General features: G+C 66.4%; 21 protein-coding genes and 1 pseudogene. 15 read left to right on the top strand and 7 right to left on the bottom strand.

Annotated elements, in window-relative coordinates:
• Window positions 1-174 precede the first annotated feature (174 nt).
• Entirely contained in the window at window positions 175-2,190 is a 2,016-nt protein-coding gene (locus OJB03_RS02345; protein WP_263784874.1) for a M1 family metallopeptidase, read from the bottom strand.
• A gap of 206 nt (window positions 2,191-2,396) precedes the next feature.
• On the opposite strand from OJB03_RS02345, the gene OJB03_RS02350 reads away from it, so the two are divergent.
• Window positions 2,397-4,763 carry an ATP-dependent helicase gene (locus OJB03_RS02350; RefSeq protein WP_263784876.1) on the top strand — a complete coding sequence of 789 codons (2,367 nt, stop codon included), beginning with the start codon at window positions 2,397-2,399 and terminating at the stop codon, window positions 4,761-4,763.
• Between the two features lie 199 nt (window positions 4,764-4,962).
• On the opposite strand, the gene OJB03_RS02355 is transcribed toward OJB03_RS02350, so the two are convergent.
• Window positions 4,963-5,802 (bottom strand): aminotransferase class IV, encoded by an 840-nt coding sequence (locus OJB03_RS02355; protein ID WP_263784878.1) that lies wholly within the window; start codon window positions 5,800-5,802, stop codon window positions 4,963-4,965.
• A 237-nt stretch (window positions 5,803-6,039) separates the two neighbouring features.
• Between OJB03_RS02355 and OJB03_RS02360 the strand changes: the two genes are divergently transcribed.
• Window positions 6,040-6,411 carry a hypothetical protein gene (locus OJB03_RS02360; RefSeq protein ID WP_263784879.1) on the top strand — a complete coding sequence of 124 codons (372 nt, stop codon included), beginning with the start codon at window positions 6,040-6,042 and terminating at the stop codon, window positions 6,409-6,411.
• A gap of 156 nt (window positions 6,412-6,567) precedes the next feature.
• Here OJB03_RS02360 and pdxH read toward each other — a convergent pair whose 3' ends face one another.
• On the bottom strand, window positions 6,568-7,215 hold the full coding sequence (pdxH, locus tag OJB03_RS02365) for a pyridoxamine 5'-phosphate oxidase (RefSeq protein ID WP_263784880.1): 648 nt from the start codon (window positions 7,213-7,215) through the stop codon (window positions 6,568-6,570).
• A gap of 127 nt (window positions 7,216-7,342) precedes the next feature.
• Entirely contained in the window at window positions 7,343-8,086 is a 744-nt protein-coding gene (locus OJB03_RS02370) for a DUF429 domain-containing protein (RefSeq protein WP_263784881.1), read from the bottom strand.
• A 113-nt stretch (window positions 8,087-8,199) separates the two neighbouring features.
• Here OJB03_RS02370 and OJB03_RS02375 point away from each other — a divergent pair, with 113 nt between their 5' ends.
• Window positions 8,200-9,060: a proline dehydrogenase family protein gene (locus OJB03_RS02375; RefSeq protein ID WP_263784883.1), complete on the top strand. Its 861-nt coding sequence runs from the start codon at window positions 8,200-8,202 to the stop codon at window positions 9,058-9,060.
• 9 nt (window positions 9,061-9,069) lie between these two features.
• Here OJB03_RS02375 and OJB03_RS02380 read toward each other — a convergent pair whose 3' ends face one another.
• Both OJB03_RS02380 and OJB03_RS15710 read right to left on the bottom strand, forming a co-directional pair.
• A complete protein-coding gene (locus OJB03_RS02380) occupies window positions 9,070-9,825 on the bottom strand; it encodes an acyl-[acyl-carrier-protein] thioesterase (RefSeq protein ID WP_263784885.1) in 756 nt (251 codons plus the stop codon).
• 155 nt (window positions 9,826-9,980) lie between these two features.
• Window positions 9,981-10,112, bottom strand: a pseudogene (locus OJB03_RS15710) (RNase III inhibitor); the annotation flags it as partial.
• A 145-nt stretch (window positions 10,113-10,257) separates the two neighbouring features.
• Between OJB03_RS15710 and OJB03_RS02390 the strand changes: the two are divergent.
• The 3 genes from OJB03_RS02390 (at window position 10,258) to OJB03_RS02400 (ending at window position 14,002) form a co-directional block, all read left to right on the top strand.
• Complete coding sequence (locus OJB03_RS02390; protein ID WP_263784890.1) at window positions 10,258-11,088, top strand: class I SAM-dependent methyltransferase; 831 nt, start codon at window positions 10,258-10,260, stop codon at window positions 11,086-11,088.
• A gap of 270 nt (window positions 11,089-11,358) precedes the next feature.
• Window positions 11,359-11,766: a CBS domain-containing protein gene (locus OJB03_RS02395; protein ID WP_263784892.1), complete on the top strand. Its 408-nt coding sequence runs from the start codon at window positions 11,359-11,361 to the stop codon at window positions 11,764-11,766.
• A gap of 538 nt (window positions 11,767-12,304) precedes the next feature.
• Entirely contained in the window at window positions 12,305-14,002 is a 1,698-nt protein-coding gene (locus tag OJB03_RS02400; protein WP_263784894.1) for a CTP synthase, read from the top strand.
• A gap of 243 nt (window positions 14,003-14,245) precedes the next feature.
• Here the strand turns inward: OJB03_RS02400 and OJB03_RS02405 are convergent, their stop codons facing one another.
• Window positions 14,246-14,896: a LexA family protein gene (locus OJB03_RS02405; RefSeq protein ID WP_263784896.1), complete on the bottom strand. Its 651-nt coding sequence runs from the start codon at window positions 14,894-14,896 to the stop codon at window positions 14,246-14,248.
• 381 nt (window positions 14,897-15,277) lie between these two features.
• Here OJB03_RS02405 and mraZ point away from each other — a divergent pair, with 381 nt between their 5' ends.
• From mraZ to murG, 9 genes are all read left to right on the top strand, one after another.
• Window positions 15,278-15,715: a division/cell wall cluster transcriptional repressor MraZ gene (gene mraZ / locus OJB03_RS02410; protein ID WP_263784898.1), complete on the top strand. Its 438-nt coding sequence runs from the start codon at window positions 15,278-15,280 to the stop codon at window positions 15,713-15,715.
• A gap of 34 nt (window positions 15,716-15,749) precedes the next feature.
• Entirely contained in the window at window positions 15,750-16,760 is a 1,011-nt protein-coding gene (gene rsmH, locus OJB03_RS02415) for a 16S rRNA (cytosine(1402)-N(4))-methyltransferase RsmH (protein ID WP_263784900.1), read from the top strand.
• Window positions 16,761-16,800: 40 nt separating this feature from the next.
• Window positions 16,801-17,298: an FtsB/FtsL family cell division protein gene (locus OJB03_RS02420; protein ID WP_263784902.1), complete on the top strand. Its 498-nt coding sequence runs from the start codon at window positions 16,801-16,803 to the stop codon at window positions 17,296-17,298.
• Between the two features lie 66 nt (window positions 17,299-17,364).
• Window positions 17,365-19,311, top strand: a complete 1,947-nt coding sequence (locus OJB03_RS02425) for a penicillin-binding transpeptidase domain-containing protein (protein ID WP_263784904.1) — start codon at window positions 17,365-17,367, stop codon at window positions 19,309-19,311.
• Between the two features lie 46 nt (window positions 19,312-19,357).
• A complete protein-coding gene (locus tag OJB03_RS02430; protein ID WP_263784906.1) occupies window positions 19,358-20,854 on the top strand; it encodes a UDP-N-acetylmuramoyl-L-alanyl-D-glutamate--2,6-diaminopimelate ligase in 1,497 nt (498 codons plus the stop codon).
• A 54-nt stretch (window positions 20,855-20,908) separates the two neighbouring features.
• Complete coding sequence (gene mraY, locus OJB03_RS02435; protein ID WP_263784908.1) at window positions 20,909-22,066, top strand: phospho-N-acetylmuramoyl-pentapeptide-transferase; 1,158 nt, start codon at window positions 20,909-20,911, stop codon at window positions 22,064-22,066.
• Window positions 22,067-22,127: 61 nt separating this feature from the next.
• Complete coding sequence (gene murD / locus OJB03_RS02440; protein ID WP_263784911.1) at window positions 22,128-23,510, top strand: UDP-N-acetylmuramoyl-L-alanine--D-glutamate ligase; 1,383 nt, start codon at window positions 22,128-22,130, stop codon at window positions 23,508-23,510.
• Between the two features lie 124 nt (window positions 23,511-23,634).
• Window positions 23,635-24,804 carry an FtsW/RodA/SpoVE family cell cycle protein gene (locus OJB03_RS02445; protein WP_263784913.1) on the top strand — a complete coding sequence of 390 codons (1,170 nt, stop codon included), beginning with the start codon at window positions 23,635-23,637 and terminating at the stop codon, window positions 24,802-24,804.
• 59 nt (window positions 24,805-24,863) lie between these two features.
• Window positions 24,864-25,976: an undecaprenyldiphospho-muramoylpentapeptide beta-N-acetylglucosaminyltransferase gene (gene murG / locus OJB03_RS02450; protein WP_263784915.1), complete on the top strand. Its 1,113-nt coding sequence runs from the start codon at window positions 24,864-24,866 to the stop codon at window positions 25,974-25,976.
• The last annotated feature ends 27 nt before the right edge of the window (window positions 25,977-26,003 follow it).

Raw genomic sequence — 26,003 nt, forward strand, 5'->3', positions numbered from 1 at the left:
TGTAAGACGAGGGGAGTACGGCAGAGCCCTCCCTCCGAACCGGGCGTAAGATAACCACCATGGACGCGAACACAAGTCGCCCCCGCCTGCGTACTCGCCGCGCCAAAAAATCAAGGGCACCCGGCGCAAGCCCGGTGCCCTTGAGGAAGACTGCCGAAACGGAGCGTCATTCTTCTAGCGACCCGAGTCCGAAGAGGACCCCGTGGACGACTCTGTGGCGTCCGACGGCGTCCAAATGTTGTTGCCCCGGTTCATGTCCGGCAGAATCTGATTCGGGTCGAGGGCGATGCGCTGCAGAGGGCCGTCGGTCACGCGAAGGGTGTTGGTGTCCTGCGTGAAAAAGGCCTCGGCGGGGACCCGCCGCTGCTCCGTAGAGCCGTCCTCGTAGGTGAGCTGCACCGTCACCGGCAGCATCAGCTCCTCGTTCTGCGAGACCGTCACCATCGTCGTGTCGCCGGGGGCGACCGAGTCGACGGCCTGGTCCAGTGCGTCCGTCTCGTAGTACCAGCTGCGCCAGAACCAGTCCAGGTCCTCGCCGCTCACGTCCTCCATGGTGCGGAAAAAGTCGGCGGGCTTCGGGTGCTTGTAGGCCCAACGGTCGAAGTATTCCTTGAAGGCCGAGTCGAAGCGCTCGGGCCCCAGCACGTGCTCGCGCAGCACCATGAGGCCGTAGCCCGGCTTCAGGTAGGCGAGAAACCCGAGGGCGTCGTCTCGAATGCGGTCGGCGTACGTCATGATCGGCTGATCCCCGAAGGGCGAGTCCATCTGCTTCGTCACGTACTTCGAGAGGCCGCCCATCACCTTCGCCGGCGGCACCCGGCCCTGGCCGTAGAAGTCGAGCGCCGAGTACTGGTTCATAAAGGTGTTGAGGCCCTCGTCCATCCAGACCCAGCGGCGCTCGTCGGACCCTACGACCATCGGAAACCAGGCGTGGCCGAACTCGTGGTCGGTGACCTGGAAGAGGGAACGGCCGCGCGAATTGACGTCGCAGAACACGATCTGTGGGTACTCCATGCCCTGCACCCGCCCGGCCACGTTGATCGCGTTGGGGTAGGGGTAGGGCGCCACGAAGTCGGAGTAAAACTCGACGGAGTGCTGCGTGTACGCGGTCGACCGCTCCCAGCCGGGGTTCTGGTCGGTGCCGAGCCCCTCTTTCGGGTAGAGCGACTGGGCAAGCACCGTGCGGTCCCCGGCGTTGGCCTGCGCCGCGTCCCAGATGAAGGCACTGGAGGCCGCCCACGCAAAGTCGCGCACCCGGTCGGCCTCGTACCGCCAGGTCAGGCGGCCCTCCCCCTCGGGGCGGGTGTTGGGGGCGCCCACCTCCGTGCTGTCGATGATCATGACCGGCTCACGGCTCTGGCGCGCCTCGGCCAGCCGCTCGCGCTGCGTCTCTGTGAGCACCTCGTCGGGGTTTTGGAGGCGCCCGGTGCCGCCCACGATCATGTTGCGCGGCACGGTGATGTTGACGTTGAAGGTGCCGTACTCCAGGTAGTACTCGCCCTGGCCCAGGTAGGGAAGCGGGTTCCAGCCGTTGACGTCGTCGTAGACGTACATCCGCGGGTACCACTGGGCGAACTGGTAGACGGTGCCGTCCTCCATTTGCATCCGGCCGTGGCGGTCGGCGCCGTCCTCCGGAAGCGTGTAGGCGAAGTCAAACGAGAGCTGGAGGCTGTCGCCGGACGCGAGCGGGGTGTCGAGCGACACGCGCATCCGGGTCCCGTCGACGAGCGTGTCGGGCGTCGTGGTCTCGCCGCCGTGCTGGATCTGGAGGTTCGAGAGGTCGTACCCGGCCTCCTCAAAGAAGCCTCCGAAGCGGGCGTCGGCGGGCACGGCGGCGTTGCCGCGGCTGCCCGTCTTGAAGTAGTTCTGCTCCAGCTGCACCCAGAGCCGCTCCAGGGCCTCCGGGGCGTTGTTGGTGTAGGTGATCGTCTCGGTCCCGGTTACCCGGTTGCTGGCCGTGTCGAGCGCCACGTCGATCTGGTAGTCGGCGGCGTTCTGCCAGTACGCGCGGCCAGGGCTGCCGTCGGCGTCCCGGTACCGGTTCGGATCGGGAAAGTCGACCGGCTCGAACGATTCAAGGTTGTGCTCGGGCACCTGGTCGGGGGACTGCTGGGCGAGGGCCGTGCCCCACAGCATGGGGACGAGCGCCGCAACCAAGACGCTGGTGAGCAGGCGAGGACGGAGACGCATGACGGGGAGGGGTTGATGAGAAAAGCATCAGTGCTACGTAACGTAATCCCTCTGTGGGCGAATTTGAATGACGAAAACGTTAAAGCATGGTTAGGGCCGGACACAACGGCCGGCCCGACACGGACCCGGCGCCCGAACGCCACCGCGCCCCGGGCGTACAGAAGTGTGTCGTTGTATCCATCTCACACCGATCCCCGCTCCGCCGCATGCGCCGCATTCCGATTCGCCGATCCTCGTCCTCGACCCAGGTCGACCCCGACCCGGAGGCCGAGCAGCGCATCCTCGACGGCCTCAACGACAAGCAGCGCGAGGCCGTGACGACCACCGAGGGGCCGGTCATGATCATTGCCGGGCCGGGCTCCGGCAAGACCCGCGCACTGACCCACCGCATCGCCTACCTGCTGGCCGCGGGCAAGGCGCAGCCGCGCGACATCCTGGCCCTCACCTTTACCAACAAGGCGGCGAACGAGATGCAGGAGCGTGTGGAGTCCCTCGTGGGCGACGACGCCCGTGGGATGTGGGTGGGCACCTTCCACTCCTCGTTCGCCCGGCTGCTGCGGATAGAGGGGGACAAGATCGGCTACTCGGAGGACTTTTCGATCTACGACACCTCCGACTCGAAGCGCCTCATCCGACAGCAGATGAAGGGGCGCAACCTCGACACCGACGTGGTGAAGCCGCGGTCGGTGCAGCGCATGATCTCCAGCGCCAAGAACGAAATGATCGACCCGCAGAAGTACGCGGACCTGGCGCGGGGCGACCAGCAGGAGATCGTCGCGGAGGTTTATCCCGCCTACGAGCGCGCCCTCAAGCAGGCCAACGCGCTCGACTTCGACGACCTGCTGCTCAAGCCGATCGATCTGTTCGAGCAGCACGAAGACGTCCTGGAGAAGTACCAGAACCGCTGGCAGTACGTCCACATCGATGAGTATCAGGACACGAACCAGGCGCAGTACGTCCTCGCCCGCAAGCTGTCCGGGGGCCACAGCAACCTCTGCGTGGTGGGCGACGACGCGCAGAGCATCTACGCCTTCCGCGGGGCCGACATCACCAACATCCTCAACTTCGACAACGACTACCCGGACGCCACCACGATCCGGCTGGAGCGCAACTACCGCTCCACCGAGAACATCATCCGCCTGGCCGACTCGATCATCGAGGAGAACGACGACCAGATTGAGAAGAGCCTGTGGACGGACAACGCGAAGGGGGAGTACGTGGCGCTCATGGAGGCGCTCAGCGAGAAGGACGAGGCGCAGAAGATTGAGCGCCGCGTCCGGGACCTGCACCTACGCGACGGGATGGAGTACGGCGACTTTGCGGTCCTCTACCGCACCAACGCGCAGAGCCGCGCCATTGAGGAGGCGCTGCGCAAGGAGAATGTGCCGTACCGCGTGATCGGGGGCACGTCCTTCTACGAGCGGAAGGAGATCAAGGACGTGCTCGCCTACTTAAAGCTGCTGGTGAACCCGAACGACACGGCCAGCCTGCAGCGCATCATCAACTACCCCACGCGTGGCATCGGCGACAAGACGCAGGAGCGCCTTCAGCGCTACGCCCAGCAGCAGGGCCTCTCGCTGTGGCAGGCCGTCGAGCGGGTGGAGGAGATCGAGACGCTGGGCACGCGGGCCGAGCGGGCGGTCGGCACGTTTCGGCGCCTCATCGCCCGCTACGCCTCGAAGGCGGGCACCGGCAGCGTGCCGGCCGACGAACTGGCGCGCGACCTGATCCAGGACGCCGGCCTCCTCAGCGAGCTGCGCAAGGAGCACACCCGCGAAAACCTGCAGCGCTGGGAGAACGTGCAGGAGCTGATCAGCGCGCTGGCCGAGTACGTCGAGTCTACCGAGGACGCCACCATCAGCACGTTCCTGCAGGAGGTGGCCCTCATGACCGGTCAGGACGAGGCCGAGGAGGGCGACGACAAGGTGACGCTGATGACGCTCCACGCCGCGAAGGGGACCGAATTCCCGGTCGTGTTCGTCGCGGGCCTGGAGGAGAGCCTCTTCCCGCTGGAGCAGGCGACCCAGGAGAAGGCGGAGCTGGAGGAGGAGCGGCGCCTCTTCTACGTCGGCGTCACGCGGGCGGAGGAGCGTCTCTATCTCAGCTGGGCGCGCAGCCGCTACCGCTACGGCGAGCAGACCTCCAACACGCGCAGCCGCTTCCTGGAGGAGGTCGACTCCGACGTGGTGCGCACCGAGGCGGGCGGTGAGCTGGAGCAGGAGACGGACCGCTTCTCCGCGGGCAACGGGTCCGGCGGCGATCAGGAGTACGACGAGATGGACCCGCACTACTACCGCCAGGACCTGAGCGGCGACCGCAACTCGGGCGGCTCATCGGATGGCCTCCGGCGCATCGAGTCGACCGACGGGGGCGGTGGGCGGCGCGTGGTCTACGACGAGGGCCAGGGCAACATCGTGCCCGGCGTCCGGGTGGAGCACCAGAAGTTTGGGCAGGGCAAGGTGCAGTCCGTCGAGGGTGAAGGTGAGAAGGCCACCGCGGTCGTGTTCTTCGGCGCGGACGTGGGAAACAAGAAGCTGAAGCTCAAATACGCGAACCTGCGGGTGATCGGGTAAGAAGAGGAGCCTGGGAATGCGGGCGGAGGAGAAGCAAGTCCAATCGGTCGGATCGCCTCACGGCCGTGCCGTCGCGGGCCGATTACGGTCACGAATTCGGCGCGCGCTTCAAACAGTGCAGCCAGGCGGTCCGTGCAGCGCCGGTTTTAGTCCGCCACCCAGATCTCCACGATGCGCTCAAGGTGGTCAAAGGACGGAGTCACCCCGCCTCCAGCGCCCGAAACGCCGCCAGCAGCTCCTGCGCCACCGGCCCGGGCGTGCCGTCGCCCACCGTCCAGTCGTCCACCTGCACGATGGACATGACGCCCGTCGTGGTGCCCATCAGAAAGAGCTCATCGGCGTCGGGCAGGTCGTCGACGGCCACCGGAAATTTCTCGACGGGCATGCCGAGGTCCTCGCAGAGCTCCAGCACGACCTCTCGCGTGATCCCGGGCAGGGTGCGGTTGGTGAACGGGTGGACCGCGACCGTCCCGTCGAACACGGCCCCCACGCTGGAGTGGGAGCCCTCCGTCACGAACCCGTCGCGGACCAGGAGCGCCTCGTAGGCCCCGGCCTCCTGGGCGGCCTGGTTGGCGAGCACGTTGGGGAGGTAGTTGAGGGACTTGATGTCGCAGCGGTCCCAGCGCTGGTCGGGCCGCAGGATGACCTTGACGCCGTCGCGCCACTTCTCAAGCGGCGGCTCGTGGGCCGCGGCGCGGGCGTAGACGGTCGGCTCCGTCGAGGCATCGGGAAAAGCGTGCTGTCGCGGCGCGGCCCCCCGCGTGATCTGCAGGTACACCTTTGCGGGACCCTCGTCAAGACCGTTTCGGGGCAGCAGCCCGTGGACGCGCTCCCAAAGGACGTCGGTGTCGATGTCGGTGATCCGGATCGCTTCCAGGCTGCGGGCGAGGCGCCGCCGGTGGGCGTCCAGCCGAAAGAGGGCGCCGTCCTCGGCCCGGGCCACCTCGTAGACCCCATCCCCGAACACGAACCCCCGATCGTTGGGGGAGACGGACACGTCCGCCCTGTCCATGTAGCTGCCGTTGAAGTAGACCGTCATCGGAGTGAGTGCGTCTGAACCAAATCGAGCGTGCGTCGCCCCGCCGGGACAGACTCAACGTAAGAAGTTCGGCGGAGAAACACAGTAGGGGAAAGGGGCCGCGTCCCGAGGCGAGCGGGCCGTCGGGGTTTTTCGTCGGTGGAGTTGACGTTTTGCAAAGAAACGGTTAATCATAACATAGGACTCAAGCCGGTCCGACGCCGCAGCAGTCCTCGTTCATCAGCCTCTTCGGATGCCGTGCCCCGCGACCGCTCCACCGAAAAGACAACTGTGTTTGCCATCTACTCGACCCGCCGCGACGCGGAGGTGGCCAAGGAGTACCTGCGGGAGTCGGACATCGAGGCATTCGTGCAGGCCGACGACGCCGGCGGCATGCACCCGCAAATGCAGCGCCCACACGGGGTGAAGCTGGTGGGCATGAGCGGAGCGGCCCAGGACGCCTACGAGGCGCTTGATGTCGCCGACCTGTTGCCGCAGCCGGTGGAGGGACAGGCCGAGCCCGACGAGGCGACCGGCTCGGCAGACCTCACGATGTCGACGGGCGGCGTGGCGGGTGTGCTCGGGGCCGCTGCGGTCCTGCTTATCATCCTCTACTTCTTGCTGGCGTAGCCCGCACCGCTGTCCCCACACAGAGAGTCCGGTCGGCGTGGGAACGCAGCGACATCCGGTGAAACGTGCGATCTGATTGTGCCCGTCGGTCGCCGCGCACCCCGAGACTGCTTCTCTTCGGTTAGGACGCAGTCTGAAACTACTTCTTCCCTTCGATCAGGGCGCAAGGCGTTCGAGGGTCCAGTCGTCCGCCGGGGCGGGGCGGCGGTAGCGGAGGCGGTCGTGGAGGCGATTCGGACGGCCCTGCCAGAACTCGATCTCTGTGGGGCGTACCACGTAACCCCCCCAATGGGAGGGCCGGGGGATCTCGTCCTCTTCTCCGTATTCGGCCTCTACGGTAGCCAGGTTCTCTTCGATTTCGGTCCGGCTGTCCACCACACGGCTTTGGGGGGAGGCCCAAGCTCCCATCTGGGCCCCGCGGGGACGGCGATGAAAGTACTCGGTCGACTCTTCGGCGGGCAGGCGCTCGACGGTGCCCTCGATGCGCACCTGCCGTTCGAGCGGCTTCCACAGGAAGACGAGTGCCGCGTGCGGGTTTTGACTCAGGTCGGTGCCCTTGCGGCTCTCGTAGTTCGTGTAGAAGTGGAAGCCGCGGTCGTCGAGGCCCTTTAGCAGCACGATGCGGGCGGAGGGTGTGCCATCCGTGGCGGCGGTGGCGAGCGTCATGGCATTCGGCTCCTCCAGCTCCGCGTCTTCGGCCTCGTCGAACCAGGCCCGAAACTGCTCGATCGGGTCGTCGGTCACGTGGTCGCGTGAGAGCTCGGCCCGGGCGTACTCCTGGCGTAAATCAGCGAGCTTGGACATGTGTGAGACGAGTTGTGGTAGAAAGCAACAAGCTGAAAACGCCCCGGTGTAGCCCCTCGTTTCGGCCGCGCTGCATCTTTTGCGGGGGTGTAATACGGCCGTCTCTCCGCCCGGTCCCCACGCGGGGCTACCGCCAGATCTCCATCCGCAGGCCGCGGTCGTTGCGCGGCGCGGAGGCATCCTGAGACGGACACCGCTCGGCCGTGCCCTCGTGGATGCGGCGGGCTGTCCAACACGCGGCGTGGGCGTCGAGCACGTCGTCGGCGCCGACCGGGCCGCCCGACAGGTGCGCGGCGACCGTCTCCACCTCCGGAAACCCGCGGGCGGCGAGGAGCGTCGTGCGGGCCGCCCGCCCCGCCTCGGTGTGTTTGCTGTCCTCGACGGGCGCATCCCCGTTCATCGCGTAGAAGGCGAGCTCGGGGTGCACCTCACGGACGCGGTCCTGTAGGGCAGGCGTCATGCGGTCGGCCAGGGCCCGCATCTTGGGGAGGAGGTAAAACGCCTGCTTCGTAAGGCCCGGGGCGTCGGGGCCGCTGGCGTGATTGCGGCGCTGGGCCTCGTCGTAGGTCTCGGCCCCGAGGGCGGCATGCGCCGGGGGCGAGAAGACACTGGCACCCCGCGGGTGGCCCAGCAATTGTCGGGCGGCCTGATCGCACGTGCGCCCGCCGGGAACGGCCCGGTCGGGCAGGCCAATTACCATGTCGATACCAAGCACGGCCGGGGCCTCGGGCAGGTCGAACAAGGCATCGGCGCCGTCGACGGTGCGGCACCGCGTCGTGCCGGTGCGGGGGCGGTGGAGGACGACGACCCAGCCGTCCCGAAAGCCGTCCGCGCCGACCACCCAGGCGTCGGTTTCCGTAGAGGAAGACATCGAAAGAAGCAGTTGGGAAATTGCGGGCCACTTTACGTCGTCCCTCCAACTTCTTTGATTTCGGGGTGTTGAGGATGATAGCGCTTCCATTCCAAATCGTTGCTCTATGCTGTATGAAACTGCCCTTCTTCCTCGCGAGCCGCTTCGTGGCGGGCGAGACGCTCGAGAGCTCCCTCCCGGTCGTGGACAATCTCAATCAGGACGGGCTCCACGTGGCCCTCGATAAGCTCGGCGAGCACGTTCAGGACCGGAGCGAGGCGATCGCGGCCCGAGACGCCTACATCGACCTCGTCCGCACGATGGCCGAGCGGGGCGACCATGGGCAGCGCAACCGCATCTCGATCAAGCTCTCGATGATGGGCCAACTCATCGACGAGGACTTTTGCGAGGAGAACCTGCGGCAGCTTTTGGAGGTGGCCGCCGAGCACGACCTGTTCGTGCGGCTGGACATGGAGGGCAGCGATCTCACCCAGTCGACACTCGACCTCTTTGAAGCCGTCTATCCCGATTTCCCCAACCACGTGGGACCGGTCCTGCAGGCCATGCTGAAGCGGACGGACCGCGACATCGACCGCATGTGCGAGCTCGGCGTGAGCGTGCGCCTCTGCAAGGGGGCCTACGCCGAGCCCTCGGCGGCCGCCTACCAGGACATGAGCCAGATCCGGGAGCGCTACCTCGACTACACGGAGCGGCTCTTGCAGCACACCGACTACTCCGGCATCGCCACCCACGACGATCAGCTCATCGAGGCGACCAAGTCGTTCGTCGACCGTCGCGACATCGACCGGGACGACTTTGAGTTTCAGATGCTCTACGGCCTGCGCCGCACCACGCAGCGCGAGATGGCCCAGGAGGGATACAACATGCTCGTGTATGTGCCCTACGGCACCGAGTGGTTTCCGTACTTCACCCGTCGCCTCCGCGAGAAGAAGGAGAATGTCTGGTTCGTCCTGCGCAGTCTGTTTCAGGGATAGGGCGGCGCGTCAGTCGCGGGGCGCCCATGTGGTCCGGGCCGCCGCCAGGAGGTCGTCGGTCTCGGCGTGGTGAAGCGCATGGCGGGCCGCTGGGCCGTCGTCGGCCGTGTCAACCTGGGCAGTGGTGTGGACGGGCGTGCCGGCCGTGGCCTCGGCCCGAAATTGCAGGGCGAGGCCCGTGCACCGGTGGGCGTCGAGCAGCGCGTCGGGGAGGGTGCCCAGGGCCCACTCCAGATAGCGGACGCTGTTGACGTGGCGGTTCAGGTCGAGGTCGTGGTACCGGGCCGTCCAGGTCGTTTCGTGGTCGGTACGGTCCGGGGTGGGCAGGTCATCGAATGCCTGGCGGAGCGGGCGCGGGCGGTCGGGCATGTCCAGGTCGTAAAGCAGGCGGGGTGGGCGTACGGGGCGTCGCCGCTCGGTGTCGATGACGAACCAGCGGCTCGTGGCCCGCCCCATCTCGGTGTCGTCGACGGAAAGAACGAACTCGCGTGTGGCGTGGAGGCCGTCCAGCCCCGACGGCCACGTCTCGACGGCTACCGTCTCGTTTTCCTGCGGCAGCCGGTCAAGGTGGAGGTACATGTGCGAGAGCACCCAGGCCTGCTCCTTCTCGCGTAGGTCCCGCATCGACACACCCAGGGCGTCGGCGTGATGGCCCGCCGCCTCCTGTAGGTACACGCACAGGGCGGGCATCGACGCGGTGCCGTGTGGGGTGAGGTCGGAAGAGCGGACCGGGACGGTCTCGGTCCAGGTGATGGGAGAAGGCATGGGCGATGGTGAGAATGGAACCCGTGTTATGAGTCGGTCTCGTCCTGGACGGCGGCCAGGATCTGCTCGTGGACCGAAAGGGCGTCTTCGTCGAAGAGGACGAATCGGACGTGGGCAACCGATGCGAGATCAGGGGCCGCGTCGAAGATCGCCTGGAGGGCGCCGGCCACGCCCCTGCCCGTCCGCAGCTGTGCGTTCGCCGCGCTGACGACGGCCTCCATGTCGGACTGCTCCGCGATGTCGCCCGTTGTCAGTTCGATCGTGACACCGGCTTCCACGTGCGTCATGGGGGCGACTATGGGAGAGTCGACGAGCGCAGGGACGAACAGAGTTGATGCTTCAGGGTACAGACTGTAGTCTCACATCCTCGTCGTGTTCGTTCTCCTGTGATCAGCCGCGCTCCCCTCCGTTCAGGCGCGCCCCACCGCCCCCATGAAGTACGACCCAATCAAGGACCGGCTCGGTGACCTTGCGAGCCGCCACCCCGTGCTGCAGCGACTGCTCTTCGGGCTCCTCAACCTGCTTTTTCTTCGGGCGTGGTACGTGCGGCGGGAGGTGCGGCGGCTCCTCGGCGCCCAGGCGGGCGACCGCCCGGTGCGGGTGCTCGACGCCGGCACAGGGTTCGGGCAGTACGCCTATTTTGTGGCCCGTACGTTCCCGGCTGCTCAGGTGCGAGCCGTCGACGTGAAGCACGAGTACCTGGAGCGGGCCCGCACATTTGTCGATCAGACCCCGCAGGCCGATCAGGTGGACTGGGCGATTGACGATCTGACGGACCTGCAGTCGGAGGGGCCGTTCGACCTGATCCTGGCGGTCGACGTGATGGAGCATATTCCCGAGGACGAGACGGTATTCGAGCACTTCGAGCGCGTGCTGCGGCCGGGGGGGCACGTCATCATCAACACGCCGTCGGACCGGGGCGGCTCGGACGTGCAGGACGAGGCCGACGAGAGCTTCATCGGGGAGCATGTGCGGGAAGGCTACGGACGGGCCGAGCTCGCGGACAAACTCCGGGCGGCGGGGCTGGAGCCGGTGCGGGGCCTCTACACCTACGGGCCGTACGGCTCCGCGGCATGGCGGGGGCTCATCAAGTGGCCCATGCAGATGCTGGGGGCCACCTGGGCGTCGCTCCTCGCGCTTCCGTTCTACTACGCCGCGGCACTGCCCGTGGGCCTGCTGCTCAACGCCACCGACGTGACCCGCGACAATGCACGCGGAACGGGGCTTTTCATGGTCGCCCGCCGCCCGCCAGAGTCCAAGTAGCGGAACGGGGGACTGGGCGGGCCGTAGCCTCACATAGTGTTCATATCTCCTTTGTAAACACTGAATTTGCACGCCCCGCCTCCGGCGAACACCGGCACGATTGGCCGGTTGCGGACGGCGGTACACAAAGCGCTGTGGAGGGCCCAGTGTCATCCCGCACCCTCACACGCCTCTCCTGTTCTTCTGTCATGAGACGGGCGACTCCTCCACCCGCACGCCGATCGAACGGCCGTCCGATCACGTTCTCCTGACCCCGACCCCCGCTTGACCATGACCATAGACCGCATCATGAGCCGCGACGTCGTCACGGTCGCTCCGGACGCGGCCCTCATCGACATCCGAAAGCGCCTTCAGGAAGGCGGATTCAACCACATGCTCGTCGTCGAGAACGAAGCGCTCTGTGGTGTGATCTCGGACCGGGACGTTCTGAAGGCGATCAGTCCCTTTCTCGACACCTACAGTGAGAAGCATCGCGACGTGAAGACGCTCAGCCGGCCGGCGTCGGAAATCATGCAGGGAGACCCCATCACGGTCGCGCCCGGCACGCCAATCGAGGAGGCGTCCCAGACGTTGCTCGACAACCGGGTGTCGTCGCTGCCGGTGGTGGAGGAGGGCGACCTCCTGGGCATCGTCACCGGGAAGGACATGCTGGAGTATTACGTGTCGGAGGAGGCGTGAGCGATACGACCGTGAGTTCGATGGACGCGTCGGCGTGAAGCAGTGGGGACCGTTTGCGTTTGCCCTCACCGGGATGATGCCCGGAGCAGTCAACGCGAAGGGGCGCCACACTCGTCGCCAAGCGAATGCCTGACGGCGGAATGGGGGCTGGATACGGACCCCTCTGCGGGCGCTTCGTGGCGAGGCGGCTTCCGTTGGGACTCATCCGTGGCCCACAGGCAAGAACGGTGCGCGGTGAAACCGGTCACGTGCCGAGAGACGAGACGGGCCTAGGGGAATGTCACGTCCTGGCGGATGCGCAGGGCCGGTGGGACACGGGGTTTCGAATCGATCCCACCGGAATGTCCCTGTATATGGTCTCCCCCCTCGACCACCAGGCCCTGGTCCCAAACGAAGAAAACTAGGTCATGATTGTACGGTGTGTGCCCGAGGCCAAGGGGGCGAATTGATAAAGCCCTGCGGGGCCCCCTATCTTAAAAGTAGTTCCCGTAGATCGAAGTCCCAGTCGTCTTTCCCCCCTCCAATCCTCTTTCGTGCCGTGCAGACCAAGTACATCTTCGTCACCGGTGGCGTCACCTCTTCTCTCGGCAAGGGCATCTTCAGCGCCTCCCTGGGGCGACTGCTTTCCGACCGCGGGCTCGACGTGACGATTCAGAAGTTCGACCCGTACATCAACGTTGACCCGGGGACGATGAACCCGTACGAGCACGGCGAGGTCTACGTGACCAACGATGGGGCTGAGACCGACCTCGACCTTGGGCACTACGAGCGCTTCCTCGACCAGCCCACCAGCCAGGCCAACAACGTTACCACCGGGCGGGTCTACATGGAGGTGATTAGCAAAGAGCGGGAGGGGGCGTACCTGGGCAAAACCGTACAGGTGGTGCCCCACATCATCGACGAGATCAAGCACTGGATGTTGAAGCTCGGCGAGACGGGCGACTATGACGTTGTCATCACCGAGATCGGGGGGACGGTGGGCGACATTGAGGGGCAGCCCTACCTAGAAGCCATCCGCCAGTTGCGCAATGAGTTGGGCCCGCGCAACACGATGATTGCCCACCTTACGCTCATCCCCCACCTGCGCGCCGCGGGCGAGCTGAAGACGAAGCCGACGCAGCACTCCGTGAAGGAGCTCCTCGCCCACGGCCTCCAGCCGGACACCATCGTCTGCCGGTCGGAGCGGTCCATCACCACGGAGGTGCGGCGCAAGATCTCCCTCTTCTGCAACGTCGAGGAGGAGGCCGTCATCCAGATGCTCGACGCAGAGTCGATCTACGAGGTGCCGCTCCTGCTCCGCGACGAGGGCATGGGGGAGCTCGTCGTCGATCGCTTCTACCCCGAGAGGGGCGACGACGATGAGGGGTGTAGCGACACGCCCGACCTCGGCGACTGGATTGGGTTCTTGAAGCGCCTGAAGAATCCGGAGGAAACGATTCCCATCGCCCTCGTGGGGAAGTACGTGGAGCACCAGGACGCCTACAAGTCCATCACCGAAAGCTTCATCCTCGCCGGCGTGCCCGACGAGGTCCAGGTGGAGGTCAAGTACGTGCCCTCGGAGGACCTGTCGCCGGGCAATGTGGAGTCGCAGCTCGGGGACGTGGCGGGCATTCTCGTGGCCCCCGGCTTTGGGGACCGGGGTGTAGAGGGCAAGATTCTGGCAGCCCAGTACGCCCGCGAGCACGACGTTCCCTTCTTCGGCATCTGCCTGGGGCTGCAGTGCGCCATCGTCGAGTTTGCGCGGCACGTATGCGGATGGGACGGGGCCCACTCCACCGAGTTCGATGAGGAGACCGCCTACCCGGTCATCAATCTCATGGAGGAGCAGAAGGAGATCTCCGACAAGGGGGGCACTATGCGCCTCGGACAGTACGACTGCCGCATTCAGAAGGACTCGCGCGCCCGCGAGATCTACGAAGACGAGATGGTGCAGGAGCGGCACCGCCACCGGTACGAGGTGAACAACGTTCTCCGCTACAAGCTGCTGGAGGAGGGCATGCGCTTCAGCGGCGTGAACCCCAATACGGACCTGGTCGAGATTATGGAGCTGCCCGACAAGCGCTGGTTCCTGGGGGTGCAGTTCCATCCGGAGTACCGGACCACCGTGGGGGATCCGCACCCGCTGTTTCAATCGTTCGTGCGGGCCTGCACGTCCTACGCCCACGAGGAGGACCTCGTCACCGCACCCCAGCCGCCCGAGCGCAAGGCGGTCCCCCTCGCGTCGGTCGACATGTAGTCGCCAGGTGTGTGCGGACGGAGGGCAGAGGGACACAAGGGCCCCCCGAAAAGCGAACCACACCGCTGTGGTTTGAACGAAACGAGCGGGGGCCCCGATCGGCACATCAAACTGCCAACCAGCACGTGCGTCGTCTCTCGGGCACGAAGGGCCGAACGTCGTCTGCCCCGCCGCGCGGGACACAGATGAGGCCCGCATCGAGAAGGTCCTCCACGGCCGGGATGGATGGCCCTGCAACGAGAACTACAGTGTACGGATGAGGCCCAGCACGCGGCCGATGACGTAGTAGTCGGAATCCGTCGGTGAGAACGTTTCTTCGGCGTAGTGGGGGGCGGTGGGACGAAGGTGAATCTTTCGGTTGGCGAACTCGAACTCGCGCGCCAGCAACTGGTCTTGGAGGAGAACGGCCACCAGGGTCCTGTTGTCCAGGTCGTCCCACTCCATCTCTTCAACTAGCAAGAGGTCCCCCTTCTGGACGCCCGTCTCGGTCATTCCATCGTCGCCGGCCCGCCCAAGAAGACAGTCGTCGGGCGTTCGGGCATTGCGCAGGAGTTGGTAATCGACGGACAGGGTGCCGGCGGGCCGCTCCCGGAGCCGCTCCGGGTGGTCGCTGGGCGTGCGGCTCACGATGGGAAGGTTCGGAGGGCCTCCGCCCCGCCCGAGCGGGTCCTGCTCCTGCTCCGCAAGCTGGATGCTCCGGGCCTTGTGCTTCTCGCGCTCGATCCAGCCCTTCTCCTCAAGCTTCTGGAGAAGCTTGTAGACGCCATTCGTCGACGCGATGTCCAGGGCGTCCCCAATCTCCTGAAGGGTGGGGGGCTTCCGGTGGCGGTCGAGGTACTGCTCGATAAAGTCGTACGCCTGATTCTGGCGTTGGGTAAGGGGGGCCTTGCTCATGAGAGCGAGAAGAGCTGGGGGGACGGGCGGAGAGCGTGCGGGGCGTGCAGGAATGTCATCGCGAGGGACTGCAAACATATGTGCGCCCGCCCCGGCGGGGCAAGAAAAAAGAGGTGAAAATATTTTCTTTAGTGGGTGAAAATGTTTTCATTACGTCGTCGAGACGACGGAGTTGGTCCGCATTTCCACATGTGCGGGCGGCTCAGTCGAGGGAAAACGGGGGCGATAATCGCCTTTTGGCGCCGCTGAGCCTTGACATTGGCCCGGAACCGCGTACATTGTGGGGCGCGTGGGGAAATGTGGGGAACCGTCCCAAGATGTCTTCCGCTTCTCTGTTCTCATTTGCCGTTCCGCCGGGCCACTCGTGGGGCGTTTCCAGTCATGGCGTTCAAAGGACAGGCTGAATATTCCGTCGATAGCAAGGGCCGGGTCGCCATCCCGGCCAAGATGCGGAAGTCCTTGTCGCCCGCCGCGAATGAGACGTTTACCGTTACGCGGGGGTTCGAAGACTGCATTTTCCTCTACCCGATGGACGAATGGGCTGATATTGAGGAGGAGATCGACGAGCTGAACATGTACGACCGAGAGGTTCGAAATTTCGTGCGCCTCATCATGCGATGGGCCAACGAGGTATCCCTCGACGGACAGGGGCGCATCAGCATCCCGAACTCGCTGATCGATTTTGCCGGGCTCGACGATTCGGCCCTCATTCTGGGGGCGTTCGACCACATTGAGATCTGGGACCCGGGGCAGTTCGACGGGTACCTCAACGAGCAGACCAACGACTACGAAACGCTTGCCGAGAGCGTTATGAGGTAGAGACGACTTCCCGCAGGGACCCGGCCACGAACCGATGTCAGACGACGATTCTCAGAACGATTCTGCTCCGGCGGGGAACCCTCGCCGGTACGCGACTGACTTTCACGCACCTGTTCTTTCACACGACGTACAGGCCCGACTCGTCACCGACGCGTCCGGTTGCTACGTAGACGCGACCCTCGGTGGGGGAGGGCACACCCGCGCCCTGCTCGACGTGCTCGGCCCCGACGGATTTGTCCTCGGCATCGACCGGGACCCGGAGGCGTTGGGCACGGCCCGTGACCGCCTCGCCGACGAACGCGACGGGGAGCGCTTCCAGGCAGTGCATGGCACCTTTGGAAATCTGCGGGATGTGCTGGCGGCCGAGGACCTCATTCCCATCGATGGGCTGCTGCTGGACCTCGGTGTCTCGTCCCATCAGATCGACGCCCCCGAGCGGGGCTTCAGCTTCCGGGAGGAGGGCCCGCTCGACATGCGGATGGATCCGCAGCGTGGTCTCACCGCGCAGCAAATCGTGAACGACTGGGGCGAGCGTGACCTGCGCGATGTACTCCGCGAGTACGGGGAAGAATCGCGGGCGAGACAAATTGCCCGGGCCCTCTGCGACGCCCGCCCGCTCAGCACGACGCGGGCCCTGGCGGAGGTCGTGGAGGGCTGCGTGCCGCCCCCCGACACGGTCAAGACCCTAACCCGCGTCTTCCAGGCGCTCCGCATCGCGGTGAACGCCGAGCTCGACGAGTTGGAGACTGTGCTGGAGCAGGCCACGGAGGTGGTCCGCACGGGGGGGCGCATCGCGGCAATCAGCTATCACTCGCTGGAGGACCGGCGGGTGAAGCGATATCTCCGCTACGGCAACTTTGAGGGCAAGCCGCGCCGCGACCTGTATGGCACCCTCGTGGCGCCCTGGGCCGAGACGCCCCGCGGTCCCATCGAGGCCGATGATTCGGAGGTGGAGGCCAACCCCCGAGCACGGAGCGCGCACCTCCGGGTGGCCGAGCGACGGGACGACGATGAGGCCGGGTCTCCGGTCCCGCCGCTCTCGTGAGGCGAACTCGCATTCGCAACATTCGATCCGACACAGCACCATGAGCAGACGAAACGGCTCCGCACGTACAGGACGATCTTCTACTGGGTCCCCCCTGCGGCACGGCCGTGGGGACGGGGCCCCGAGCGACTCCGCCGCGTCGAGTGCGGTCTCCGGCGCCGCGTCCGACGGCTGGGTGCGGCACGGCACGGCGCTTCCGGGGTGGACCGACCTCGAGCCCTCTCAGAATCGCCGCCGCAACACGCCCGAGGGGGCATTCCTGGAAAACGTGTCGACCCTTCGATTTTCGCTCCTCATCCTTGCGGTCGCGGCGGTGTTTACCCTTTACGTAGGGCACGTGCACGCCACGACCGATCTGTACAACCAGCTTCAGAAAGCCCGGACCGAAAACCAGCGCCTGCACCTCAAGCACAACCGCCTCCAGGGCGAATTCGGACGCCGCGTCGGCCCGTCGGTCATCTACGAGCGTGCCCGCGAACTTGGACTACAGGGGAGCGTCACGTACGGACCGCCCATTACTGTCGAACCCGTCGAATAATACCGAACGGCACACGGAGGCGCCCTGACGCGCCTGCGTTCTTTTCCACCCCAACCGCAAATGCCCATGAAGCCCAAAGACCAGATTCTGGCCCGGATGTACGTGGCGCTGACGCTGCTGGGCCTCGCCCCGCTGGCCGTCGCGGTGCAGATGGGCCAGATTGTGGTGACCGAAACGGACGCGCTCCGCGATCAGGTGCGGGCGCAGGCCCGCTCATCGGTGACGATTCCGGCCATGCGCGGTGCCATTCTGGACCGGGACGGGCGGGGCCTCGCAACCAACACGGCCCGGTACGACCTGGCCGTGGACCCCACGGTGGACGGGTTTCAGAAGCAGGCGAGGACGTTCTTTGACAAGCTGGCCGGCCTAACCGACGCGTCGGCGTCGCAGTACCGGCGGCAGGTGCGCGACCGGCACAGTCCGCAGTACGTGAAGCTACGGGAAGAGCTCACGCCCCGCCAGTACGAAACCATTCGGGGGTGGGACGTGCCGGGCGTGATTCTCACGCCGGAGTTCGGCCGGCGCTACAACTACGGGTCGACGGCGGCCCACGTGACCGGACACGTGGGGAGCGACGGGAACGGCCTCGCCGGGCTGGAGCTGGCGTACGACGACACGCTGACCGGCACGCCCGGGCGCCGCATCGTGCGACGGGACCGGAGCGGACGCATCGAGGCGCATGTGGGGGGGAAGGTGGTGCAGCCGGAGCGGGGCGACGACCTCGTGCTCACGATTGACCTGACGCGTCAGGCGGCGCTCGAAAATGAGCTTCGCCGTGGCGTGCGGGAGAGCGGGGCCGAGTGGGGAACGGCCGTGGCGATGGACCCGAGCACCGGCGCCATCCTCGGCATGGCCAATGTGCCGACCTACAATCCCAATCGTCCCGGCCGAGCCCCCAGCGGGGCGCGGCGCAATCGGGCCCTCACCGATCGGTTCGAGCCGGGCTCCACCTTCAAGCTCGTCGGGGCCGTTTCGGCCATCGAGCAGGACCTCGTGTCCCTCGACGACTCGGTAGAGACCGGCGACGGCTGGGCCGTCTTCCACGGCTACACGATGAAGGACGTGCAGGCGCACGGGACGATCTCGTTTGCCGACGTCATTGCGAAGTCGAGCAATGTAGGCATGGCCAAGACGGTGAAGGAGCTCGACCCAGGCACCTACTATCAATACGCCCGCAACATGGGTTTCAGTCAGCCCACGTGGATCGACCTTCCCGGGGAGGTGGGGGGCGTGTTGAAGCGGCCGCCTCAGTGGAGCGCCACGACTCAGACCTCGATGGCCATCGGCTACGAGGTATCGATCACGCCGCTGCAACTAATCACGGCCTACAGCGCGCTGGCGAACGGTGGCCTCATCAAGCGCCCCTATGTCGTCGCCGAGCGGCGGGACGTAACGGGGAAGACCCTTTGGGAGAACGAGCCGGAGACCATCCGGCGGGCCTTTCGGGAAGAGACAGCCGATACGCTCCGCTCCGCCTTTGAGCGCGCCGTCGAGGACGGGACGGGCACCAACGCCCAGATCGACGGCCTCCGCGTGGCGGGGAAGACGGGCACGGCCCTCCGGCTCGCGGACGGGGAGTATTCTGCGGACGAGACCCGCGCCTCCTTTGCTGGGTTTTTCCCTGCCGACGCGCCGGAGGTGGCGCTGCTTGTGGTGCTGGGGTCGCCCCAGGGAGGCCCCCACGGCGGTGAGGTGGCCGCGCCGGTATTTCGGCGGGTGGCGCGCCGGTGGGCGGGCACGTTCCCCGCGGTGGTGGACCGCATGACGCCGGACTCGTCGCCCGCCTCGACCGTGGCACCGACGAGTGCCACCCCGTCGGCGGACACGCTTCCGTCGGGGCGGCCGGCCGCGATGCCCGACCTGACTGGACTCAGCACACGCCGGGCGGTGGCGTGGCTGCGGGAGCGAGACATTGAGCCGCAGCTCGATGGAGAAGGGGAGATTGTGCGCCAGCGGCCTCGTCCTGGGGCCCCGCTCCCGAAGACTCGTGCCCTTCTCACGGCGGCCCAGTGAGCCGATGCCAGGCCCCACGTCTGCACAAACTGAGCGAACTTCGGAGTTGGAGCCCGATCCCCTCTCCTGGTCGGCGCTCCGGCGCCGGCTGCAGGAAACGAGTCTGTTGAACGAAACGATTGTGGGGACGGAGGCTCCTGATCCCGACACGCTTGCGATTGACGGCTTGACGGACGACAGTCGGGCGGTCACGCCGGGCGGCGGCTTCGTTGCGATTCGCGGCGTGGACGCCGATGGCCACTCGTTCATTGACATGGCGGTAGAAAACGGAGCGCGTCTCGTCGTGTGCGAGGCGCTGCCGGCCCAGGCGCGTGAGCGCTTCCCCGGGGTCGTGTTTGCCCGTGTGACGGACACGCGGACGGCCCTGGCTGAGGGCGCCGCGGCCTTGTACGGCGACCCGGCCGACGAGCTGTCCCTCGTGGGCGTGACGGGGACGAACGGAAAGACCACGGTCGCCTATCTCGTCCACCACCTGCTGGAGACGCTTGGGGGGACCGCTGGGCTGCTCAGCACGATCGAGGTTCGGACGGGCGGCGGGACGACCGCCCCGGAGCTCACGACGCCGGGGCCGTTGGTCCTGCACCGCCGTCTGCGGTGTATGGTAGACCGGGGCTGCACGGCCTGTGCGATGGAGGTGTCCTCCCACGCCCTCGACCAGGATCGCGTGCACGGGCTCAACTACGAGGTGGCAATCTTCACCAATCTCTCGGTCGACCATCTCGACTACCACGACACGCCGGACGACTACCGGGCGGCGAAGAAGAGGCTGTTCGACGCACTCGGGCCTGACGCGACGGCCCTGTACAACGCCGACGACGAGGCCGGCCCCACGATGGTGGCCGACACGGACGCCGATGTCGTGTCCTTTGCGGTGGAGGCGGCTGCGGGCATTGAGGCAACTGTGCTGGAGGCCCGGCTCGACGGCCTGCGGCTCCGCCTCGACGGGCGGGAGCGCGCCGTTCGGCTGGCGGGGCGCTTCAACGCCTTCAACCTGGCGGCGGCCTATGGGGCCGGCACGGCCCTCGGCCACGCGCCGGACGCTGTGGCCGACGCCCTGGCCGATGCGCCGCCGGTGCCCGGCCGGGTCGAGCCGCTGCGCTTCGAGGACGGCACGACGGTCATCGTCGACTACGCCCACACGCCCGACGCGCTGGAGAATGTGCTCCGCGCCGTGCGCGACACGAGGCCGGCGGACGCTGCGCTCTGGTGCGTATTTGGCTGCGGGGGAGACCGCGACCCGGGCAAGCGGCCCATGATGGGCCGCATCGCCGAGCGGCTTGCCGAGCGCGTCATCGTGACGAGTGACAACCCGCGCACGGAAGCCCCGGTGGGGATTCTTCGAGACATCCGCGAGGGGGTGGAGCGGCCGGAGTCGATGCGCTGGATTGTAGACCGGGAGGAGGCCATTCAGGCCGCGGCCGACGAGGCGATGCCGGGCGACGTAGTGGTGATCGCCGGCAAGGGCCACGAGACGACTCAGACCATCGGCACCGACACGCGCCCCTTCGACGATCGCGAGATGGCACGACAATACTTTGGCTGACGCGCCTGGACGAGTGCGACCGGGGTCCGGTGCACGCCCAGGTGCCCACACACGATGCTCTACTACCTCATCGATTACATTGAGCGGCTCTACCACCCGCCGGGGTTTCAGGTGATTCGGTTCATCACCGTGCGGGCGGCGCTGGCCTCCATTACGGCGCTCGGCATTGCGATGGGGGCGGGCCAAGGCATCATCCGCTGGCTGCGGCGGCAGCAGCTCGGGGAACAGGTGCGGGAGGGCGAGGCCGCCGGGGCCATCAGCCACGCCCACAAGGCGGGCACGCCCACGATGGGCGGCATCATCATTTTGCTGTCCGTGGGCGGGGCGACGCTGCTCTGGGGGGCCGTCGCCAACACGTACGTATGGCTCTCCCTCGTGGCAATGGGTGGGCTCGGCGTGGTGGGCTTTGCCGACGACTACGTGAAGACGGTGAAGAAGCAAAAAGACGGCCTCAATGCCTGGTACAAGGTGGTGGGACAGGTTGCCGTCGGGCTTTTCGTCGGGGGGGTGCTGTACTTCCATCCCGACTTTGCGGCCTACAACACGTTCACGTTCATTCCTTTCCTAAAAGACCAGGTACTCGATTATGACCTCTTCCGGTTTCTAGAACTGGGCGTCGACCTTGGGTGGGCCGTCTACCTTCCGGTGGTCGTCTTCATCGTGACGGCGGTCTCCAATGCCGTGAACCTGACCGACGGGCTCGACGGCCTGACGACCGGCGTCACAGCGTTTGTATCGCTGGGGCTCGTTGCGCTGGTGTATGTCTCCGGCAACGCGGAGTTTGCGACGTTTCTGAACGTCATGTACCTGCCGGGCACCGGGGAGCTGACGGTGTTCGTGGCGGCCGTCACGGCGGCCTGCTTTGGGTTTCTCTGGTACAACGGGTACCCGGCGACCGTCTTCATGGGCGACACCGGCGCTCTCGCCCTCGGTGGGGCCGTGGGGAGCACGATCCTCATGGTGCGCAAAGAGCTGTTGCTGCCGCTGCTGGGCATCGTGTACTTCGCCGAGGCGGTCTCGGTCATCGTGCAGACGAGCTACTTCAAGTATACACGACGCCGCACCGGCACCGGCAAGCGCGTCTTCCGGATGGCGCCGTTGCATCACCACTACGAGGCGCTTGGGCTCCACGAGGCGAAAATCGTAACGCGCTTCTGGATTGTGACCGCCATTACCGTGATCGCCGCCCTGCTCATCCTTCGCATTCGATGACGAATCCCACGCCGCGGCGTGGGCTCGACCTTCCTTCACTTGAACCGACGCTTCCCCCCCAATGACCCCGGACGAGGTCCGTACAGCACGAGCCACCGTAGTGGGCGGCGCCCGAAGTGGGCGCGCCGTGGCCCGGCTGTTGGCCGAGGCTGGAGGCGAGGTGTTTCTCACCGAGCAGGACGCCTCATCGGACGGGGCCGCGGCGGCCCTCGAGGAGGCTGGCGTCGAGTACGAGTTTGGGGGGCATACGGTGGAGGCTCTCGATGCAGATTATTTTGTGCTCAGTCCCGGCGTCCCGACGCAGTCGAACATCGTACAACAGGCGTTGCGGGCGGGGCTCGACGTGTACTCCGAAATTGAGGCGGCGTCCTGGTTCTGCGACGCGCCCATTGTGGCCATCACTGGCACCAACGGCAAGACGACCACGACGAGCCTCACCGGGCATGTTCTTCGAACGGCATTCGCGGACGACCCGGACCGCGAGGCCATCGTGGCCGGCAACATTGGGTATCCGTTTTCCGACTACGTGCTCGATACGGAGCCGACGGACGTGGTGGTGCTGGAGGTGTCCAGCTTCCAGCTCGACCACGTGGACACGTTCCGTCCCCGCGTGAGCGTGCTGCTGAACATCACGCCCGATCACCTGGGGCGCTACGACCACGACTTTGAGGCCTACGCACAGGCCAAGCACAGTATTTTCCGCAATCAGGGCGAAGGCGACGTGGTGATCTACAATCGGGACGACGGGGACGTGCGGGACGCCGCGGAGCAGGCGGCCGCGGAGCAGGGCGTCCGCCCGATGGCCATCACCGGAGAAGGGGTGCCGGCGACCGGGGCCGGACTGCGAGACGGTCGCGTCGTGCTCCGAGCCGACGACGAAGACGATTCACTTATGCCTCAGGACGAGCTTGCCCTTCGAGGGTGCCACAACATGTACAACTCGCTTGCGGCTGCGGTCTCGGCCCGCGTGATGGAGGTCGAGAATGACGTCATTCGCAAGAGCCTGTCCGGCTTTGAGGGCGTGCCGCATCGGCTGGAGGAGGTGCGCACGGTGGGTGGCGTGCTGTACGTCAACGACTCGAAGGCCACCAACGTGAATGCGGTCTGGTACGCCTTGGAGAGCTTCGACCGGCCCGTCGTGCTGATTGCCGGGGGGCGAGACAAGGGAAACGATTACACAGACCTCAAGCCGCTCGTTCGCGATCAGGTGCGGGCGGTGGTGGCCCTCGGGGAAAGTGCCGGGACGGTGGTTCGGGAGCTCGGGGACGAGGCCGGCACGCACAGCCGAGCCGACACCATGGAGGATGCCCTGAGCCAGGCCCAGCGCGCGGCCCAGCCGGGTGACGTGGTGCTGCTGAGCCCGGCGTGCTCTTCCTTCGACATGTACGAGAACTATGAGGAACGGGGGGACACCTTCCGCCGCCTCGTGGACACGCTGCCATAACGCATCACGTGCTGTGTATCGCGCATCCGGTCGTCTCTCTGGCGGCGTGCGCAACACGAAATACGCACCACATCCGAACCGACGACTCGACCTTTCGACCCATTATTTCCATCACTACCGTTCGATGAGCATCGTCCAATTTCTCACACAGAAGGTGACCGACCGCGCCCCGGCGGACAAGTACGTGGTGTGGGTCGTGTTGGCGCTGTCGGCCGTGGGCGTGGTGGCGGTGTATAGCGCCGTCACGTACCTGGCCGAGGTGCGGGCCGGGACCGAGCCGGTGCACTTCCTGCTCCGGCACCTGGCCCGTGTGGGGATTGCCCTCGGGGCGATGGGCGTGGTGAGCCTCATCGACTACCGCACGCTGGCCCGGTACAGCCGGGTGGCGCTGGTGGGGGCCCTGCTCCTGTTGGTCGCCGTCAAGGTCGTCGGCCTCTTCTCGGGGGGCGCCGACCGCTGGCTGCAGGTGGCCGGGGTTGGGTTTCAGCCGTCGGAGCTCGCGCGGGTGGCGCTCGTCTTCTACGTGGCGGTGTTGCTGGTGAAGAAGCAGGACTACGTGAAGAGCTTCAGCCGCACGTTTCTGCCGGTGCTGGTGTGGGTGGGACTGACGGTGGGACTCATTGCGGTCGACGACCTCTCGACGGCCCTCGTGCTGCTGCTTGGCGTGCTGCTGATGAGCTTCGTAGGGCGCGTGAGTGTCCTGCAGATCGGGGGGCTCGCTGTGCTGGGAGGCGTGATGGCGTTCGGCGTCCTGTCTACGTCGCCCGACCGGGCCGCCCGCCTGGAGGCGTACCTCGGCATGGACCTGTTTCCGAATACCAACCCGGAGCAGGTCATGGACGTGAGGGGGGAGCAGTATCAGTCTCGGCAGGCCCGGATGGCCTTTGCGGCCGGGGGGCTTACCGGGGTGGGGCCGGGAAAGAGTGTTCAGCGCGACTTTCTTCCGGAGCCCTACAACGACTTTATCTTCGCCATCATCGCGGAGGAGTACGGCGTCTTTGGGGCCCTGGCCCTGCTGGCCGGGTTCTTCGTACTGCTCTTTCGTGGATACCTTCGCATTGCGCGGGACGCCCCGGACCCGCTCGGGCTTATTCTGGCCGTCGGGGTGACCACGCTCGTCGTGACGTACGGATTCGTGCACGCCGGGGTGGCCAGCGGGCTGTTGCCGGTGACGGGCCTGCCCATGCCGTTTGTCTCGTACGGAGGTACGTCTCTACTGGCCAACGGCATCATGATTGGAGTCCTGTTGAATATCTCCCGCCACGCGGGACAGCGTTCCGCCGAGCAGGTTTGAGTTGCTCCGTTTCAAAATCTTTCTGGGCCTTTGGGCCCGCTGACGATTTTCGAGTTGCCATGAGCACGCGTGCGCCACACATACTGATGGTTGGGGGCGGCACCGGGGGACACGTGTACCCGGCCATCGCCATTGCCGATGCGGTGCGGGCGCTCCGCCCGGATGCCCAAATCGTGTTTGCGGGCACGCAGGACCGGCTCGAAGCGCGGGCCGTGCCGGAGGCGGGGTATGCCCTCCACCCCATCACGGCGCAGGGCCTTCAGCGGCGGGCCGTGGCGTCCAACCTCTTGCTGCCGATCCGCGTGGCGCAGGGCCTGATGCAGAGCTGGCGGCTTGTGGGCGCCATCGAGCCGGACGTGGCGGTGGGCACGGGCGGGTACGTGGCCGCCCCGGTGCTGATGGCGGCGTGGCTGCGCGGACGGCCCCTTCTGGTTCAGGAGCAGAACGCCTACGCGGGCCTTACCAACCGGGTGCTCGCGCGGCTCGCGCTGCGCATCCACCTCGCCTTTCCGGAGGCGAAGGGCTGGGTGCCCACCGAGCACGCGGTCGTGAGCGGAAACCCCACGCGCCAGTCGCTGCGGGACGCAGACCCCGCCGCGGCCCGGGCGGACTTCAACGTTCCGGAAGACGGGCGCGTGCTGCTGGTGATGGGGGGGTCGCTGGGCAGTGCGGCGATCAATGGGGCGATCCAGCACGCCCTGGACACCCTACTGGCCGAGAACGACGTGTACGTGATATGGCAGACGGGGACCCGGTACTACGACGACCTGATGGCGGATCTCGACGAGCACCCGCGACTCCGCGTCGTCGAGTACATCGACCAGATGGGACACGCCTACGCCGTGGCCGACCTCGTGGTGTGCCGGGCGGGGGCGCTCACCTGCAGCGAGCTGACGGTCACGGGCACGCCCGCGGTGCTCGTGCCCTCGCCCAACGTGACGGCCGACCATCAGACCAAGAACGCACGGAGCCTGGAACAGGCCGGCGCCGCCGTCCGGCTGGACGAGGCGGACCTTGAGGCCCAACTAGATGCGGTGCTGCTCGACCTACTCGGCGATTCCGACCGGCGCGCCCAGATGGCCGAGGCCGCCCACGACCGGGCGCGCCCCGACGCCGCGGAGACCATCGCCCGCGACGTCCTTGCCCTTGCTGATCGCTACCGCGCGAACTAATTCGTATTCTTTCTCACCGGCCCGTGG

The organism is Salinibacter grassmerensis, from assembly GCF_947077765.1.
In the GTDB taxonomy this organism is placed as follows: Bacteria; Bacteroidota; Rhodothermia; order Rhodothermales; family Salinibacteraceae; genus Salinibacter; species Salinibacter grassmerensis.